An 18395-nucleotide genomic window follows, 5' to 3' on the forward strand; every position below is an offset into this window, starting at 1 on the left:
GACTTTTAAACGGTGAATGATGAGACTCAAGTGGTCTTAGCCGGTGAACAGCACCGGTTATTTCATATTAGTTTTTAATAGCTGGCAATGGCATAACGACTACGGAAACTGGCAGGTTACTTCCTGCCGCTGCAGTGAAATACATCTCTACACTTTCCTCAATATGACCCGTACGATACAGCACACTCATTTCATTCGGAGCCTGTATGGAGCCATTCGTTGGGATCCCCACAACCTGATTGTTTACCATCGCATAGCCGGCATATTCGCCACCGCGTGGATTGAAAGCAATCAGGGAATACGGCGCTACATGATCCAGTTTAACTTTGTATACAACACCAAAGTTACCGGCATTGGAAGCAGAAGAGCCGTCCAGACCGTCTGTGCCAAGCAGGTTCGGGTCTACTTTATTATCGCCAAGAACAATACGCTGAGCTGTTTTACCAACCTCTTCCGTATATTGAAGCGTAACATCCGAATTCGCATACGTTCCACGGTTATGAATGCCGTCCTTAGGCAGTTTTGCCAAAGTAGGCAGCGCAGTCAACGGATCTACATTTGCATCTAACACAACAACCGTGTATTGAATAGGTTGATCCGTATACAAGTCAGATAAGAGAGAAATGACCTGTTTTTGCTTAATTTTTTGCGCATTCAAATCCTGTAAAATAACGCGGCTTTCGCCCGGATTCAGAACTGTGCTGGAACGTTTGCTTCCATCCTGCATGGATTGAAAGTAACGCTGAATCGAAGTTTTACCTGCAGCTGTTGCAAACTCAGAAGGTCCGGCAAAACCGGAATTTTCGACGTTCAGATTGGCAGCCGTAATATTATTGTTGGTTGCAATAACGTACATTTTTACATCTCTGCCCGTTTCATTCACATGATGGACGAGTATACGCGTGCTGCCTGATCCCGTTTCCTGATACACGATACCATCCTGGAATACCCGTTCTGGACTGTTAGCACGGATCAGAAGACGTGGGGCAGACGTACTGGTCACTGGAATAGTAGCCATAGTAGGTATCTGACTACCATCTACACTATATTTATCGCCATAAGGAGTAAAGATTTTGTTGAAATCATCTTCCTTGTATAGCAATTCATTCGTAATTTTAATCGTTTGGCTTACAGTACCTGTTGCACCATGCTTGTCAGTTACGGTCAGCGTGATAGTCACATCACCTGGCTCGAAAAACGCCAGTTTCTTGTTCACCCAATCACGCTTGGTGATCGCATTTTCATCATCTGTACTCAGATCCGTAATGGTGATTTTTTCACCCATCTTGTATTCTTTTTTGTCAGTTGTAAACAGAGCCACTGGCGGCTGATTCGGCGGTCTTACCGTAATCGTAACAGAATATGGATCACTCCAGTTCCCTGCGGAGTCAAGAACGGAATAGGTAACTACATATGTACCTGGCTCCTGAAATACGTCCTGCTTGCCTTCCCAACGTTGATTCACAATCGGAAGACCTGTAGGAGAAGATTCCTTCGTCAAATACGTAACCTGGGTTTCGCCCGCATAAATATCTTTTTGCTGAACCGTGAAGGAAGCTTTGGGTTTTTGATTCAAATCCATAATAACCTGTTTAGTCGTATTATTCACAGTATAAGGAATATTTAAGGCCTGTGTAATAGAGGTCAATGGAACCATAAACACGTTCTTTTGTTGGAAAGCCGGACCTTTCATTTGTCTAGCTTCGCCATTAACGGTGTAAACCTTGCTGTCAGTCTTGAAGCGCAGCACGTTTGTCCCCTGGGTGATTACAGTTTCTTTGGTAACAGTGTCATAACTAAACTGTAAGCCGACGCGGCTGACAAGTGAACGGATAGCTACATAGGAAACGCCGTCCTTTACAATCATGGGCTGAGTCGCCATGTATACCTGTCCGTTTTGTTCCATTTTTGCGCTGTTCAAATACAGAATCAATTGATTTGCACCCACGGATGTTGGAGAACCACCAGGATTGGTAATCGTTCCATCCCCACCATATACATCACTGGATACGTTCGATCCGTTGGTTGTATCCGTAGGCAAACCAGACAATGGATCATTGGTCACGCCTGTATTATCAGGTGTTGTCGTGCCGCTTGATGTTCCCGTGCTATCTTGACCTCCGTTGCTATTCTGAACGCCGGATTCTTTGACATTGGCTTGGGCCTTCTGTCCGCTAATCGAATCGGTAGATTGAACGGTCGTTGTTGCTGCTTCTGCTCCTACAGGGGCTACTGCAGCCACCTGAGCTACCGCAAGCGCGGTGAGCATGGTCCACTTCTTGAAATTCATTGTCTGTCTCCTTCTATCCCAAATTATTATCATTCCCGTAAAAAGTCATACTATTAGACGCGTTGGTTACCAAAAAGTTGCTGGGAATTTTGCTGAACATGAAAAAAAGGGAACTTCCTCCTACGAATTCAAAAAATTCAACAGCAAAAAACCGCCGCCCATCTAATCTGATGTGGCGGCGGCTTCATAAACAGGAAAGTGGCTTTTAAGCCATCTTTATTATGACGGACGACAAACCGTATTTTTCTCTGCGGTCTCCAGACGGCCCTCTTCAATGAGTCGATAAGCACGTTGAACCTCTTCTTCAGTAGGAGACGGAACCCCTTCCAGCGGGTACGCCTTGCCGAGCATTTCCCATTTGTATACACCCATCTGGTGATAAGGCAGAATCTCGAACTTTTCGACTCCGTTCAGCGTTCCAATAAACCGACCCAAATTTAATAGATCTTGCTCGTCATCATGAATACCCGGTACAAATACGTGTCTAATCCACATTTTGCGCCCTTGCTCAGACAACCAGCGCGCTGTACTCAGCATACGATCATTGGACTTGCCTGTTAGCTTAATATGTTTGTCATTGTCAATATGCTTAATATCCAGTAGCACCAAGTCTGTTACATTCAGCAGATCTTGGATACGGCCTGCGTCATTAAAGCCGTTACTGTCCAGCGTCGTATGCAAATTCCAGCGACGCTTCACTTCCTTGAACAGCTCTGCTACAAAATGAGCTTGCAATGTCGGTTCTCCACCGGATACGGTCAATCCGCCCCCTGAAGACCGGTAGTAAGCTAAATACGGTTCTATTTCAGCCAATACCTCCTCCAGTGTCATCGGATTACCTTCATTTAGAGCCCAAGTGTCCGGGTTATGGCAATACTGACATTTTAACAAGCATCCTTGCATAAAAAGCACGAAGCGGATGCCGGGACCATCGACGGTCCCGAAGGTTTCCAATGAGTGTATGTGACCTTTCAACATGTTGCATCATCCTTCCCGCATCCGCTATGCGTGCGTCGTTGTAATATATGATAGGTGAAGCCTAATTACATTGTACCGTGGAATGTACGGTTAATAACATCCAGCTGTTGTTCACGAGTCAGCTTGATGAAGTTAACAGCATAGCCCGATACACGAATCGTAAGCTGTGGATAATTTTCTGGGTGTTCCATTGCATCCAGCAGTTGCTCACGAGCAAATACATTGACGTTCAAATGATGCGCATGGCTTCCGAAGTAGCCGTCCATCATCGAAACGAGGTTCGTTTTGCGTGTTTCTTCTTCTTTACCCAGTGCTTTAGGCACAATGGAGAAGGTATTCGAAATACCGTCCAAACTGTGTTCATAAGGCAGCTTGGCTACAGAACTCAGAGATGCCAAAGCACCTTTTTTGTCACGGCCATGCATTGGGTTCGCGCCTGGCGCAAACGGTTCGCCTGCTTTACGTCCATCCGGTGTTGTACCTGTTTTCTTACCGTACACCACGTTGGAAGTAATGGTCAGGACAGATTGAGTAGGCACCGCGTTCCGGTAAGCTTTGTGCTTGCGAATCATACCCATGAAGGTCTCTACCAGTTCTACTGCGATAGTATCTACACGATCATCATTGTTACCGTAGCAAGGGTATTCGCCTTCGATTTCAAAATCAACAGCAATCCCTTTTTCGTTACGGATTGGTTTTACTTTTGCAAATTTAATAGCGCTGAGGGAGTCAGTAGCAACTGAGAGACCCGCAATACCACAAGCCATGGTACGAAGAATATCACGGTCATGCAGCGCCATTTCAATGCGTTCGTAGCTGTATTTATCATGCATGTAATGAATCACATTCAGTGTGTTCATATACAGTTTTGCCAGCCATTCCATCATAGGTTTGAAGCGGCTCAACACTTCTTCATATTCCAGTACTTCACTTGTAATGGCTGGGAATTCAGGCCCTACTTGAACGCCGGATTTTTCATCCTTACCACCGTTAATTGCGTACAACAGGGCTTTAGCCAAGTTGGCACGAGCACCAAAGAATTGCATTTGTTTACCGATTTTCATAGCGGATACACAACAAGCAATACCATAATCATCGCCATAGATTGGACGCATCAGATCGTCATTTTCATATTGAATGGAGCTGGTTTCAATAGAAACTTTTGCACAATATTTTTTGAAGCCTTCAGGCAGTTGTTCTGACCACAGTACAGTCAAGTTAGGCTCTGGAGCAGGTCCCAAATTGTACAAAGTGTGCAAGAAGCGGAAGCTGTTCTTGGTAACACGAGTTTCTCCAGTGACAGACATACCACCAATAGATTCTGTTACCCATGTTGGGTCTCCACTGAACAGTTCATTGTAGTCAGGTGTGCGCAGGAATTTAACAATACGCAGTTTCATAACAAAATGATCGACCAGTTCTTGAGCTTGTTCTTCTGTCAGCGCGTTTTCTTCAAGATCACGTTGAGTATAAATATCAAGGAATGAAGATACACGTCCCAGGGACATTGCTGCACCATTTTGTTCTTTAATCGCTGCGAGATAGCCAAAATATACCCATTGGAAAGCTTCTTTCGCATTGTTGGCTGGTTTTGAAATATCAAATCCATGTTCAGCAGCCATTTGTTTCAATTCATTCAAAGCACGAATTTGTTCGGAAATTTCTTCACGAAGACGAATTACGTCCTCTTCCATAGAGTCAACTTCGAGGCTCTTTAATTGAAGCTTTTTATCTTGGATCAAGAAGTCTGCTCCATACAGAGCTACACGACGGTAGTCACCAATAATACGACCGCGGCCGTATGCATCTGGCAAGCCAGTAATAATACCAGCTTTACGAGCTGCTCTCATCTCATCTGTGTAAGCATCAAACACACCTTGGTTGTGTGTTTTACGGATATGCGTAAAGATATCAATAATACTTTCAGGCACTTCAAAGCCATAGGCTTTACATGCATCAATCATCATCCGAATTCCACCGAAAGGTTGCAAGGAACGCTTGAATGGTGCATCAGTTTGCACACCAACAATTTGTTCTTTATCCCGGTCCAAATAACCCGGTTTATGTGAAGTAATAGTAGATGGCGTATTTACATCTACATCGAGTACGCCGCCGTTTGCCAACTCTTTTTTAGTAAGTTCGGATACGATATCCCACAGTGCAGTAGTATTAGCGGTAGGACCAACCAGAAATTCTTCATTGCCAACATAAGGTGAAATATTAGTTTGAATAAAATCGTTGACGTTGACTTCCTTAGTCCATTTTCCTTTTTTAAAACCTCTCCAACCAGATTGTTGCTCTTGTAAATCTCTCTCAATCACCGACATGTAAATCCCTCCAATTGTTTGGTCTTCCGGACTTGTGATTTTTTTCACTATAAATCAATCTCTTGAGCCCGGCCTTTTCACCGATGCCTTACGCTCAGTGTCGGGACCTTTCTTACACCCTTATTGTAGAATAATGACAGGGTGTAGTATGTGACAAAAATCACAATACCAGTGATTTATATCACTTTATTTTCCCTAGCTTCACGCCTATATCTTTAGCCTTGCCGCTCACCTCCCTTCCCAAACCAACAGGCCCTCTATTATAGAGAGCCTGCATTAGTATTGAACGGGAAAATGCTTTGTTACAAGCCTCTTCGTACCTATATATTATTGGTCAAAACGTCCGTAGAAGGCATTGCGGTATACATCAGCCAATTCACTAACCAGCGGCAATTTCGGATTCGCAGTTGTACATTGATCCTCAAAGGCGCGGTCTGCCAAATAGTCTACACGTGCTTCAAAATCCTTCGGATCGAAACCGAGTTGCTGGAACGATTCCTCAATGCCGAGTGTTTTGTTCATCTTGCGAATTGCTTCGATCAGACTGTTAACCCCTTCTTCAGTGGTGCGAGCAGGCAATCCCAATATACGAGCAATCTCTGCATAACGCTCATCCGCAACAAAATGCGAATATTTAGGGAACGAAGCGAATTTTGTCGGTTTTTTTGCATTGTAGCGAATGACGTGCGGCATCAAGATGGCATTTGTACGACCATGCGCTGTATGGTACTGTCCGCCCCATTTGTGCGCAAGACTGTGGTTAATACCCAAGAATGCATTGGCAAACGCCATCCCTGCGAGCGTGGAAGCATTATGCATTTTTTCACGAGCCAGCTTATCGCCGGACAGAGCCGATTGCTCCAGATACTGGAACACCAGTTGAATGGCTTTAATTGCCAGACCGTCTGTGTAGTCATTTGCCATCACGGACACATAAGCCTCAATAGCGTGTGTCAAAACGTCCATACCTGTATCCGCTACAGCTGTTTTAGGCAGCGAATATACAAACACAGGGTCAATAATTGCCACATCAGGAGTCAGCTCATAGTCAGCCAGCGGGTACTTGGTGTTACCCAGATTTTTGTCTGTAATTACTGCGAAAGAAGTAACTTCCGAACCTGTACCCGAGGTTGTAGGAATAGCTACAAATTGTGCTTTTTGCCCCAGACGTGGGTACTTGTAAATCCGTTTGCGAATATCCATGAATTTTTGTTTCAGGTTATTGAAATCTGTATCTGGATATTCATAGAACAGCCACATGCCCTTAGCTGCATCCATTGGGGAGCCGCCGCCCAGTGCGATAATACAATCCGGTTGGAAACGTCTCATCATTTCAGTACCACGTTCTACCGTAACTGTCGATGGATCTGGCTCTACTTCAGAGAAAACTTCGATAGCTACTGGCGTTTGGCGTTGGTGCAAATAATGAATGACACGATCCACATAGCCGAGTTTCACCATCATAGGGTCTGTGACAATGGCTACACGTGTGATATCAGGCATTTTAGCAAGATATTGAGTCGAATTTTTTTCAAAATAAACTTTGGAAGGTACTTTGAACCATTGCATATTCACCGTCCGCTTCGCCACCCTTTTCACGTTAATCAAATTGACTGCCGATACGTTCGACGAAGTTGAGTTACGTCCGTACGAACCGCAACCGAGCGTCAACGATGGAAGGTTGGTGTTGTAGATGTCACCAATCGCACCATGCGTCGAAGGTGCATTTACAATGATACGGCCTGTTTGCAAACGGTTTGCGAAGCGAGCGATAACGTCCTCATCGTTCGAGTGAATAGCGGACGAGTGGCCCATGCCCCCGAATTCCACGACTTCAGCAGCGCGTTGAATACCTTGTTCAGCATTTTTAACTTTATAGCAAGCCAGTACGGGACTCAGTTTTTCTGCAGACAGTGGGAATTTTGTTCCTACCCCTTCAATTTCAGCGACCAAAATTTTGGTTCCTGCAGGTACGGTGATACCGCTCATTTCAGCAATTTTTACAGCGGACTGTCCGACGATAGCCGGGTTCACTGCACATTTTTCTACATTCATAGCTCCTTGGGTGAGCTTAGCTGCTTCTTCTTTATTTACAAAATAGCAACCGTTAGCGATCATCAATTTTTTCACTTGCTCGAAGATTGGCTCTTCGATAATAACCGCTTGCTCGGAAGCACAGATCATACCGTTATCAAAAGATTTGGAGAGGATCAGATCGTTCACAGCCTGCTTGATGTCCGCTGTCTTTTCAATGAAGCAAGGCACGTTACCAGGACCTACGCCCAGAGCAGGTTTACCGCAGCTATATGCCGCCTTAACCATGCCCGATCCACCAGTTGCCAGAATCAGCGCCACATCAGGGTGATTCATAAGTGAATTTGTCTTATCCATCGAAGGAGCTTCAATCCATTGAATGCAATCAGCCGGAGCCCCATGTTTAACGGCTGCTTCAAGCAAGACACGAGCTGCTTCCGCACTACACGATTGAGCGGATGGGTGGAAACCGAAAATGATTGGGTTACGTGTTTTAATGGCAATCAACGCTTTGAACATGGTAGTCGAAGTCGGGTTTGTCACTGGAGTGATCCCCATAATGATGCCGACTGGCTCAGCTATCTTTTGAAAACTGTCAAAATCATTATCTTCAATGACACCGACGGTTTTTTCATTTTTAATGCTGTGATAGACATATTCTGTTGCAAACATGTTTTTGGTAATTTTGTCCTCATACACACCGCGTCCTGTTTCTTCAACAGCCAGCTTCGCCAGATGCATATGCTTATCCATCCCTGCGAGTGCCATTGCTTGTACGATTTCATCAATCTGTTCCTGATTCATACTCATAAAAGCTTGCTGTGCCCGGTTCGCCCGGTCAATCAACGTTTGAATATACTGCTCTGCGCTTTGCTCTTTTTGGATAACCTCGTTTTTAACAGCCATTTCCCTCATCCTCCTGTTATCTCGTGTATATCTCTTGTTCACGCACTGATCGTAACACAGCTTTCCAAGATATTTTGTGATTTTTTTCACAATCTATTTAAAATTTTATTTGATGAAGTGAATTAAATCACAAAGTTTGAAATTCTGCCACTTTTACCCCCTGTTCTTGCCCCAAAAACTCATAGCGCAGGTATATAATGAATTTGAATTGATCAAGTTGCAGATAAAAAACATAGGAACCAAAGGGGAAATGGACGATGAGAAACCCTACTAACGTAATGGAAGCTCGCGGTAACACCTGTTGCTTCTCGGAGGCCAGCTTCAACCGGCTGCAAGTGATGATGAAAGATCGAGTTATGCCAGAAAGCTCGCATCTGTTCTGGGAAGGAGATACAGCGGATAAGCTGTTTTATATCAAACGCGGACGCGTGAAAGTAACGAAAACAACGGATGAGGGTAAGGAACTTATTCTATATATGTACCAAAGTGGCGATCTAGTGGGTCAAGCTGATCCATTTTTCGGCACTAAGCATTCCTTTTCTGCTGAGGTTCTGGAAGACAGCGATATTGGTGTAATTGATCATACAGACCTGGAGCTGCTCATTTGTCAGCATTGTGATTTTGCTATTGACTTTATGAAATGGATGGGGTCGCATCACCGCATTACTCAGACCAAGTTCCGCGATCTGATGATGTACGGTAAGCCTGGAGCTCTTTGCTCAACACTTATTCGATTATGCAACACCTATGGTGAGCCTCACGGTGATTATATCCTGATTCATAAAAAAATTACGCATACTGACCTTTCCAATATGATCGGTGCTACCCGGGAAAGTGTAAACCGGATGCTAAGCGACCTGCGTAAGAAAAATGCAGTTGAATATGATAACGGTATGATTGTTGTCAAGGATTTGGAAATGCTGCAAGGCGTGTGTCACTGTGAATTGTGTCCACGTGAGATTTGCCGGATTTAATTAATCTTTTCTAATGCAAACGGGAGTGTTCTATGCCATTTTGGCTATAAAACACTCCCTTATTTTATTTCCTATTCTCCCCAAAAAGCAACTAGCGATGTGCCTCCATGATCCATCCTACCTTTAGAACTGAAAGCACAGGTAACTTAGATTACCCATCTCATAGCTTCTGTGGATGACCTTGGCCTTGTTCGCTGGATTTCCACTCCCCATTGCAATAAACAAAGGCACAAAATGCTCTGCTCTTGGTACCGCTTGATGGGCATACGGTGCTTCACTTTCATAACGATCCAAAGCTTCTATATCCCCATTTTGTACCTTGTCTATAACCCAGTCATCAAAATCAATGGCCCAAGGCTCTGTTTTCGTTTCTCCCCATTTGACGATACGCAGGTTATGGACAGTTACACCACTGCCAATGACCAGAATATCCTGTTCTCCGAGCCTGCGCAGTACTTCACCAATGGCATATTGTGCCTTGGGCGAGAGATACGGATTTACAGAAATTTGAACGACCGGGACGTCCGCCTCAGGATACATACGATGCAATAGTGTCCAGGCCCCATGATCCAGGCCTCTTACTTGGTCTGTTTGTACTTCAATGCCCTTTTGTTCGTATAATTCTTTCAGCTTATTTGCCAGTTCCACCGAACCATGTGCAGGATACTTCACCGCATACAGCTCCGGCGGGAATCCGCCAAAGTCATAAATTGTATCATATACGTCATCCGTCGAGCTGATTGTCAGTGCCTGCGTCTCCCAATGGGCAGTGAAAATAACAATAGCCTTGGGTCGAATATGCTTCCCTAATCTCTCTAAAAAAGCAGTATAGTCGGTCTGTTCAATAGCAAGCAACGGTGACCCGTGGGCCAAAAATAAAGCTGGTGTCATATAAAATCCCCTTATCATTCATCGGTTTATTTTTTTTAATAAGTAACTTTATGTAAGTAATAATACATAAGTAATAAGGTCATGTCAATAAAGAGTTTTGCATACACTTAAGGATCAGCCACTGATAAATAAAGATTGATATGGGTATAAAGTCATAGTAATATGTAACTAATATTTTTTTTAAAAATTTACTACATTTTGATACAAAGGACTGGTTTCTATGGAGATACATACCTCTAATTGCCCAAAATGCGGTTCGGTTTTCCGTCAGAATCTTAGAAACCTGTGCAATGCTTGTATCCAAGAAGAATATGTTTTCTTTGACCGCTGCTCCAACTATTTGTGGAAGCACCCTGCTACGCACACCCGTCAACTTAGTAATGCAACCGGGACACCCATGATTTTGCTGATAGACTGGGTAAGAGCAGGCAAGTTTCCCTCCACATACAACCAGCTTGATTATCCTTGCGAGTCCTGCCAATCCTCCATTTATGCAGGAAGGCTGTGCCATTCCTGCCTAGGTACATTCCGTACAGCCGCACTTGATATTCAAACTCGTATCCCACGCCGCACGGTAGCCGGATTATTTTCAATTGCGGGACGCGCCAAAAGCTATTAAGTGTACTATAGCTTGCACACAATAAAAACAGCCTTTTTCTAGAAAAAGGCTGTTTTGCTATGAAAAACGCTTATTTAGTTTGGTGCTCATCTAATCCATTCCTCAGCCCAAAATTGAATCTGCTCCATTACCGGTTGCAGTGCACGACCTTTGGTAGTAAGCTCGTATTCAATACGGACAGGAGTTTCCGGGTATACATGACGAGTAAGAATCCCTTCATTTTCCAGATCTTTCATCCGCTCTGATAACATTTTATCACTCATTGTGGGAATCAGATTGGAAATATCCTTAAACCGCTTGGGGCCGCTCATCATGGATTGTATAATCAATCCGTTCCAGCGCTTTCCCAAACATGAAAAGGCGGTTTCAAAACGCGGACACATTTTTGTAAATTGCGGTTGACCCTCCAAATTTTTCACCTTCTTTTGCATTTCGGTTTGATAAAGCTTTCCTTTTGTTAGTATATATCATTTTAGCATACTTTATCCGGAAAGAAAACACTTTCTTCTTAAATTAAATACCTGCTCCGATAAAGTTGCCGTGACCAAAGCTGATTATACAACAACAAAAGCGACAGGTATATGTCTAAATCGTTAAATAAAAAAACAGGCGGAATCTCTTGGTATTCCGCCTGTCGATCTATTTCATTATAGAGCTTATCGTGACATGATGAATGTCATTATACCAATACTCCACCGAGAGATCTCACCGCTTCGCTTCTACCATATATTGGATTGATAATACCTGTCGAGCAGGCCCAACGTATGCTATTGGCAATGACCTTCAAAATATCTGGCTGGTAATAGGTTGGATATGTTTCATGACCAGGGCGGAAATAAAATATTTTACCGCTACCTCGACGGAAAGTACAGCCTGTTCTGAATACCTCACCGCCTTCGAAGTTACTAATAAATACCAGTTCATCCGGCGTAGGAATATCAAAGAACTCCCCATACATCTCTTCATGCTCCAACAAAATTTTGGTATTTACTCCTTCTGCAATAGGGTGTGACGGATTTACGGACCAGATAATCTCCTGTTCGCCTGCAACTCTCCATTTCAGATTACAACTGGTTCCCATTAGAGCTTTGAAGGGCTTGGAGAAGTGGCCCGAGTGCAGCACGATCAAGCCCATACCTTCTTGTACTCGTTTTACAATACGAGCTGTAACTTCATCACTCACCTGTTCGTGAGCTTTATGCCCCCACCACAGCAGCACATCTGTGGAATTCAGGACTTCCTCTCCCAAGCCGTGCTCAGCGTCATCATGTAAAGTAGCCGTTCGGATAACAAATCTGTTACCAGCCAGGCCGTCTGCCAATGCCTTGTGTATCCCGTCCGGATACACCTGTTTTGCTTCATCATTCAGCTTCTCGTTAAGAAATTCATTCCAAATGGTGACGTTAATCATCAACATTTCCCCCTATTAGGTTAGACCCACCACATCTCGCTCAGCGGTTCTTCAATTAGAACCTGACGAAGGTTGTGAACGGCCTTAGTAAAGCCTTCCTCTACAGACATCAGACCATCTTCATGCTCAATACTTACTACATAATCGTAACCCACTAGACGGAGAGCACTGATAATATCCGCCCAAGTTTTAATATCATGCCCATAGCCCACAGTACGGAACTGCCATGCGCGATCCAGCATATTTGTATATTCCTGCATATCGGTAAGACCATATTTATTCACATTGATCGGATCAATCGTTGTATCCTTGGCATGAAAATGGTGAATGGCTCCTGCTCTACCTAAAATTTGAACCGCTTGCACCGGATCAATGCCCTGCCACCACATGTGACTCGGATCCAGATTGGCACCAATGACCTCCCCTACCGCTTCACGCAGACGAAGCAAGGTTGCTGGCGTATGAACAGAAAAGCCTCCGTGTAGTTCCAGTCCAATTTTTACATGATGATCTGCGGCAAATTTCCCCGCTTCACTCCAATAAGGAATAATTTTGTTCTCCCATTGCCATTTTAGTATTTCCTGAAAATCATTGGGCCACGGAGCCACCGGCCAGTTCGGATACTTCGCATCTTCATGATCACCTGGACAGCCGGAAAAAGTATTTACAACAGGAACTTCCAGCTTCTCCGCCAAACGAACGGTTTTAAGAAACGCTTCATGATCTGCCTGGGCCAAATGTTTTTGCGGATGAAGAGGGTTACCATGACAGCTAAGCGCACTAATTGTAAGTCCGCGGGACTCTACTGCTTTTTTAAAGTTTTTGAGCGCCGTTTCATTGTCCAGCAGCTCATCCGGCTTACAGTGTTTATCTCCCGGATTGCCGCCTGTACCTATTTCTACAGCATCCAGTCCTTGGGAAGCTACATAATCCAGCGCTTCCTCCAGCGAGCGTCCGCCAAACAACACCATAAATACTCCAAGTTTCAAAAGAATTCCCTCCCTGTATCATATGTGAGTAAAGCGGGTTTAATCAAAATAAACTGCTTTTCCCGTACGTGCCGATTCATAAATGGCTTCCAAAATTTCAGTAACAACCAGTGCCTGTTCCGGCTTCACAAGCGGCTCTTTGTCGTCCAGAATGGATTCGATCCACAGACGAGCTTCGCGGTCTGCTTCATTTTCGGTTTCCCCGGAGTAAAAAGCCACACCTCCTGCGTCCAAATCTATTTTCGTGTCAAACAAGCGGCTATTCTTTTCTCCGTTAATGCGCAGCCCATCCTGCATATCGGCTCCGCCTTCCGTACCGCATAGCAATGTCTTGGCTTCGCCAAATTCCACAACGTTTAATGCCCAACTGGATTCCAGTACGATCGTAGCTCCATTTTGCATGGTTATAAAACCAAAAGCAGAGTCCTCCACCTTAAATTCCTCAGGATTCCAAGGTCCAAAGGCATTTGCCGCATTTTTACGATCCCCCAACTTGTGGAAGGTTGAGCCCATTACACTTTTAGGCTTGTAATTATCCATCAGCCAGAGTGTCAGATCGAGTGCATGCGTACCAATATCAATGAGCGGGCCACCGCCTTGCTTCTCTTCATCCAAGAATACTCCCCATGTCGGAACCGCGCGTCGACGCAGAGCGATAGCTTTGCCCAGATAAATTTCACCAAGCTCTCCCTGTTCAACCAATTGCTTCAGATACAAACTGTCATCGCGATAACGGTTTTGATACGCAATGGACAGCTTTTTACCTGTACGGTTGGCCACAGCAAGCATTTCCCGTGCCTGCTCGGCAGTTTTGGCCATCGGCTTTTCACACAGCACATGCTTACCTGCCTCAAGTGCGGCGACCGTAATTTCCGAGTGCGAATCGTTGGGCGTACATACATGAACGACTTCAATGTCCTTATTTTCAAGCAGCTTACGGTAATCACTATAAACCTGAGAACCTTCAGCACCAAACTTCTCTGCGGCCTCCTCAGCACGTTCCGGAATGATATCACAGAAAGCGATGATCTCTGCACGCTTTTGCTTGGCAAGACTCGGCAAATGCTTGCCGTTCGCAATGCCCCCACAACCAATAATCCCGATTTTGAGTGTTTTAGACATGAATATTTCCTCCCTGAGCTGCGTATTGTTGGAGCCAGTTAAAGCTAGTTTCAATGCTTTCGATTGGAGGATTTGAACTGAAATCCTGTTCCACGACAACCCAATCCACACCTGCCTCAATAGCGGCGTCTGTAATGGCCTGAAGCTGTACTTCTCCTCTGCCAAGCTCTACGGTAACTGCTTTTTGCTGTTCGTCACGCGCCATATCCTTTAAGTGAATGATAGGCAAGCGCCCACGATAACGTCCGATGTATTCCACAGGATCATAGCCTCCATAGTATACCCAACAAGTATCCATTTCGACCTGTAACATATCAGCGGGTACTGCATCATATAAAGCATCAAATACCGGACGACCACTGATTTTCTCCGTCAATTCAAAATCATGATTATGATAAGCCAGAATCAGCCCCTGTTCCTTTACTTTTTCACCAATACGATTCAGATTAGCAAAAAGTTCATCCCACTGGCGCTGCTCGTCAGTTAAATAAGGAACGATCAGGTACTTATTGCCCAATTCCTTGTGATAAGCAATCTCCTCATCCAAATGATCCAGCAAGCGGTTATATTGGATATGAGTTCCGACAACTTCCAGATTCAGTTCATCCAAAAGCGCTCTGACATCCTTGGCACTGCGTCCGAAAAAGGTATGAAATTCTACCCCTTTATAGCCAAGCTCAGCTACCTTGCGCAACGTACCTTCAAAATCCTGTTCAAGATCTTCCCTTACTGTGTACAATTGCAATCCTACTTTAGCCATTGCCCTTCACCTCTTTTATTAAGATGGATTTACCGTTATATCTGCTCCAAAATACAAATCCTCGGTCTGGCTCGAACATGCTCTCCAGCGTAAAAAGCTTTCCTTCCAAATGAGGAACGTTGAAAAGCATGCATGGCTTCCCAACACAACAGTAGGCCAGCTGGGCATGGGCACAAATTTGTATACGTTTTCAACGTTGAATTCTTCGGCCCTTTCTTCCAGCAAGTCAGCGACAGCTACCACTTCAATAAGCGGGCTGTTTTGGAGATTTTCAAGATATACGGAGCTAATATTATCACAACCGTTAATCCCGGCCTTCATTCGTTCGAATTCTTCACACTCCTTGGCCTCCAGCATATGCTTTTTGATCCAGCATGTAAGCTTTACAGTTCACATAGTATTCTATTTGGGTTTCGTTTAAAATGAATAATATGATTAAAACATGAACAATCTGGTCAATATTTGAAGCAGCCAAATGCCTAAAGGAGTCGTCTTCATGTCTATCGTTGAGTCTTGTCAGGTTCTTACCGCAGGCTATTCCTTCCATCGTAAACCCTTTTATTCAAACCAGCCTGATGGGATTAAAAATTATTTGTTTCGTCTGCAGACAGACGGGCGCTGCAAGGCCCGCATTAATGGGAAAATGACACGAATTGAGGCAGGGGACCTGTTGTTGTTCAGTCCTACCGAGCCTTATGAACTGGATATTCACAGTGAGTTGAATTCCATGGGTGAACAGATCGTCGAAAGCGGAGATTATCACATTTTTTTCGGTGGCTCCTGGGTAGATGAGTGGTGGAATCATCACAAACGGCCGAACCGAATTAAGGTCCAGCTCTCAGAAGCCTTACTTGGCCTATTTCGCCAACTTGTAATAGAGCAGCGACGTATGTCCAATCCTTACCCGGAAATATCAAGCTATTACATACGCATTTTATGTTTGGAGTTCGACCGCATGCTGTCTGAGCATCCTATTGCTACACATCATAACTATCTCGCCTATCAGATTAAAAATTATATTGAGGAAAATGCATCATCCAACTTCAAACTGGATGACGTGTCCTCACACGTCGGCATCAGTGTATCCCGAGCCGTACATCTGTTCAAGGAAACATTCGATACAAGCATTATGCAATACACGCTGGACATTAGACTCAACATGGCGAGAGAGCGAATCATTTTCAGCCCTATGTCACTGGAACAAGCCGCAGAATCGTCCGGATTTGCAAACTATACGTATTTTCACCGTGTATTCCGTTCCCGCTTTGGCATGTCTCCCAAGGAGTTCAGAGTGATTCACCGCGAGCAATTATAGGCAAAAGAGAGCGTTCGCTTGAACGCTCTCTTTTGTCAAAAACTCAACTATAAAGCAGGACCTGCTTATATACCAAAGCTATTGTTACGGAGCAATCGTCAGCATCACTACTGACATCGGTGGTAGTGTAACATCCAAATGCTGACCTTGCTGCTGAAAGGACGTAAAAGTTTCCTTTTTTACACGCTCTGGCTGGTCAAACGTATTATGTGCCTGCATTTCATCACTGGCAAGGACAACACCACTGATTCCCTTGACCTCTTCCAGTCCTCTCAGCTCCAGATTTAAATTTGCCGACTCGCCCGGATGGACATTACATAAGCTTACATGAATATAGCTATTCTGTGCCTTGGAAGCGGACACGCTTACTTGTGGGATGGAATCCCCGTCGTATTCATAATTGCCTAGCATAGTATAAGTAGCAAGTGCTTGTGCATCCTGATGCACCTTGAACATTTCAAATACATGATACGTCGGCGTCAACAGCATAGCAGGACCTTCGGTGAGAACCATCGCTTGCAAAACATTGACCATTTGAGCAACATTCGTCATCTGTACACGGTCATGGTGATTTTGGAAAATATGAAGATGCAATCCAGCTACAAGCGCGTCCCGCATCGTATTTTGCTGATAAAGGAAGCCCGGATTGGTACCCGGCTCGGTCAGGAACCAGGTTCCCCATTCATCGACGATCAGCCCGACCCGTTTGTCAGGATCATATTGGTCCATAATAGCAGAATGGCGGGTAATCAATTCCTCCATACGCAATGATTTTTTCATCGTCTCAAACCATTCCGCTTCATCAAAACCGAGTGCTTGCCGTTTCGCTTCCCAAGTACCCGGGACCGTGTAGTTATGCAAACTCAAGCCATCCATAAGATGACCAGCTTCTCTCATCAGTACCTCGGTCCAGCGATAATCATCCACATTTGCCCCGCCTGCAATCCGATAAATGCGGTTCTCGCCATAGTTACGAACATATGTCTGATAGCGCCGATACAGATCGGCATAATATTCTGGACGCATGTTACCGCCACAGCCCCAGTTTTCGTTGCCCACTCCAAAATATTTGAGCCTCCATGGTTTTTCACGACCATTTTCCTGACGCCATGCAGCCATAGGCGATTCCCCATCAAAGGTCATGTACTCTACCCACTCCGACATTTCCTGCACGGTACCACTGCCTACATTTCCGCATATATATGGCTCTGCATTTAACAGCTCGCACAACTGAAAAAACTCATGTGTACCAAAATGATTATTTTCAACCACACCGCCCCAGTGTGTATTTACCATTCTCTTGCGGTTTTCTTTCGGTCCGATACCGTCTTTCCAATGATATTCATCAGCAAAGCAGCCCCCTGGCCAACGCAACACAGGGATATTTAGCTTTTTAAGCGCTTCTACCACATCATTACGAATTCCGTTCGTGTTCGGGATCGGAGATTCCTGCCCAACCCATAAGCCTTCATAAATACACCTTCCAAGATGCTCGGCAAATTGCCCGTAGATATTCTTGTTAATAACGCCTTGTTCCCCATCGGTATTGACAATAATAGAACCCTTCACAACAAGCCCTCCCCCAAAATATTAAAATTTCCCGCATCATTGGCATGAATGATTACGCTTTCTAAAAAAAAAATAAAAGTAACTCCTTCTGCTGATCTCTTTACCAACTTAACCTTTGCATTTTCATCAAGTCCAACAAACATTTGATTAATATAAACATTAATAATTAAACAAAGTTATTTTACACGTTTAATATATTTTATTGTCTAC

The 18395-nt window shown here is 44.4% G+C and carries 15 protein-coding genes; 3 read left to right on the plus strand and 12 right to left on the minus strand.

What is annotated here, in order from left to right; translation table 11 throughout:
• Positions 1-67: 67 nt before the first annotated feature.
• From GCU48_RS00460 to adhE, 4 genes are all read right to left on the minus strand, one after another.
• Positions 68-2290, minus strand: a complete 2223-nt coding sequence (locus GCU48_RS00460) for a copper amine oxidase N-terminal domain-containing protein (RefSeq protein ID WP_152378688.1) — start codon at positions 2288-2290, stop codon at positions 68-70.
• Between the two features lie 219 nt (positions 2291-2509).
• Complete coding sequence (gene pflA, locus GCU48_RS00465; RefSeq protein WP_025720348.1) at positions 2510-3268, minus strand: pyruvate formate-lyase-activating protein; 759 nt, start codon at positions 3266-3268, stop codon at positions 2510-2512.
• Between the two features lie 65 nt (positions 3269-3333).
• Entirely contained in the window at positions 3334-5595 is a 2262-nt protein-coding gene (gene pflB, locus GCU48_RS00470) for a formate C-acetyltransferase (protein WP_152378689.1), read from the minus strand.
• Positions 5596-5922: 327 nt separating this feature from the next.
• A complete protein-coding gene (gene adhE / locus GCU48_RS00475; protein ID WP_152378690.1) occupies positions 5923-8535 on the minus strand; it encodes a bifunctional acetaldehyde-CoA/alcohol dehydrogenase in 2613 nt (870 codons plus the stop codon).
• 257 nt (positions 8536-8792) lie between these two features.
• On the opposite strand from adhE, the gene GCU48_RS00485 reads away from it, so the two are divergent.
• Positions 8793-9509: a Crp/Fnr family transcriptional regulator gene (locus GCU48_RS00485; protein ID WP_014599995.1), complete on the plus strand. Its 717-nt coding sequence runs from the start codon at positions 8793-8795 to the stop codon at positions 9507-9509.
• A 123-nt stretch (positions 9510-9632) separates the two neighbouring features.
• On the opposite strand, the gene GCU48_RS00490 is transcribed toward GCU48_RS00485, so the two are convergent.
• Positions 9633-10400 (minus strand): DODA-type extradiol aromatic ring-opening family dioxygenase, encoded by a 768-nt coding sequence (locus GCU48_RS00490; protein ID WP_152378692.1) that lies wholly within the window; start codon positions 10398-10400, stop codon positions 9633-9635.
• Positions 10401-10620: 220 nt separating this feature from the next.
• On the opposite strand from GCU48_RS00490, the gene GCU48_RS00495 reads away from it, so the two are divergent.
• Positions 10621-11019, plus strand: coding sequence for a hypothetical protein (locus GCU48_RS00495; RefSeq protein WP_152378693.1), 399 nt, complete (start codon positions 10621-10623; stop codon positions 11017-11019).
• A gap of 86 nt (positions 11020-11105) precedes the next feature.
• Here GCU48_RS00495 and GCU48_RS00500 read toward each other — a convergent pair whose 3' ends face one another.
• The 6 genes from GCU48_RS00500 to GCU48_RS28965 form a co-directional block, all read right to left on the minus strand.
• Positions 11106-11450, minus strand: a complete 345-nt coding sequence (locus tag GCU48_RS00500) for a winged helix-turn-helix transcriptional regulator (protein ID WP_043891085.1) — start codon at positions 11448-11450, stop codon at positions 11106-11108.
• A gap of 248 nt (positions 11451-11698) precedes the next feature.
• Positions 11699-12430: a ThuA domain-containing protein gene (locus tag GCU48_RS00505; protein ID WP_152378694.1), complete on the minus strand. Its 732-nt coding sequence runs from the start codon at positions 12428-12430 to the stop codon at positions 11699-11701.
• Positions 12431-12450: 20 nt separating this feature from the next.
• Positions 12451-13419, minus strand: coding sequence for a sugar phosphate isomerase/epimerase family protein (locus GCU48_RS00510; protein WP_152378695.1), 969 nt, complete (start codon positions 13417-13419; stop codon positions 12451-12453).
• Positions 13420-13458: 39 nt separating this feature from the next.
• Complete coding sequence (locus GCU48_RS00515; protein WP_152378696.1) at positions 13459-14541, minus strand: Gfo/Idh/MocA family protein; 1083 nt, start codon at positions 14539-14541, stop codon at positions 13459-13461.
• Positions 14534-15301: a sugar phosphate isomerase/epimerase family protein gene (locus GCU48_RS00520; protein WP_152378697.1), complete on the minus strand. Its 768-nt coding sequence runs from the start codon at positions 15299-15301 to the stop codon at positions 14534-14536. The genes GCU48_RS00515 and GCU48_RS00520 overlap by 8 nt, the downstream gene beginning before the upstream one ends.
• A gap of 18 nt (positions 15302-15319) precedes the next feature.
• Positions 15320-15658 (minus strand): hypothetical protein, encoded by a 339-nt coding sequence (locus tag GCU48_RS28965; RefSeq protein WP_244315975.1) that lies wholly within the window; start codon positions 15656-15658, stop codon positions 15320-15322.
• A 139-nt stretch (positions 15659-15797) separates the two neighbouring features.
• Between GCU48_RS28965 and GCU48_RS00535 the strand changes: the two genes are divergently transcribed.
• Positions 15798-16616 carry an AraC family transcriptional regulator gene (locus GCU48_RS00535; RefSeq protein WP_152378698.1) on the plus strand — a complete coding sequence of 273 codons (819 nt, stop codon included), beginning with the start codon at positions 15798-15800 and terminating at the stop codon, positions 16614-16616.
• Positions 16617-16700: 84 nt separating this feature from the next.
• Here GCU48_RS00535 and GCU48_RS00540 read toward each other — a convergent pair whose 3' ends face one another.
• On the minus strand, positions 16701-18185 hold the full coding sequence (locus GCU48_RS00540) for an alpha-N-arabinofuranosidase (RefSeq protein WP_152378699.1): 1485 nt from the start codon (positions 18183-18185) through the stop codon (positions 16701-16703).
• Positions 18186-18395: the final 210 nt, after the last annotated feature.

Origin of the sequence: Paenibacillus brasilensis (genome assembly GCF_009363115.1) — a bacterium.
Taxonomy (GTDB): domain Bacteria; phylum Bacillota; class Bacilli; order Paenibacillales; family Paenibacillaceae; genus Paenibacillus; species Paenibacillus brasilensis.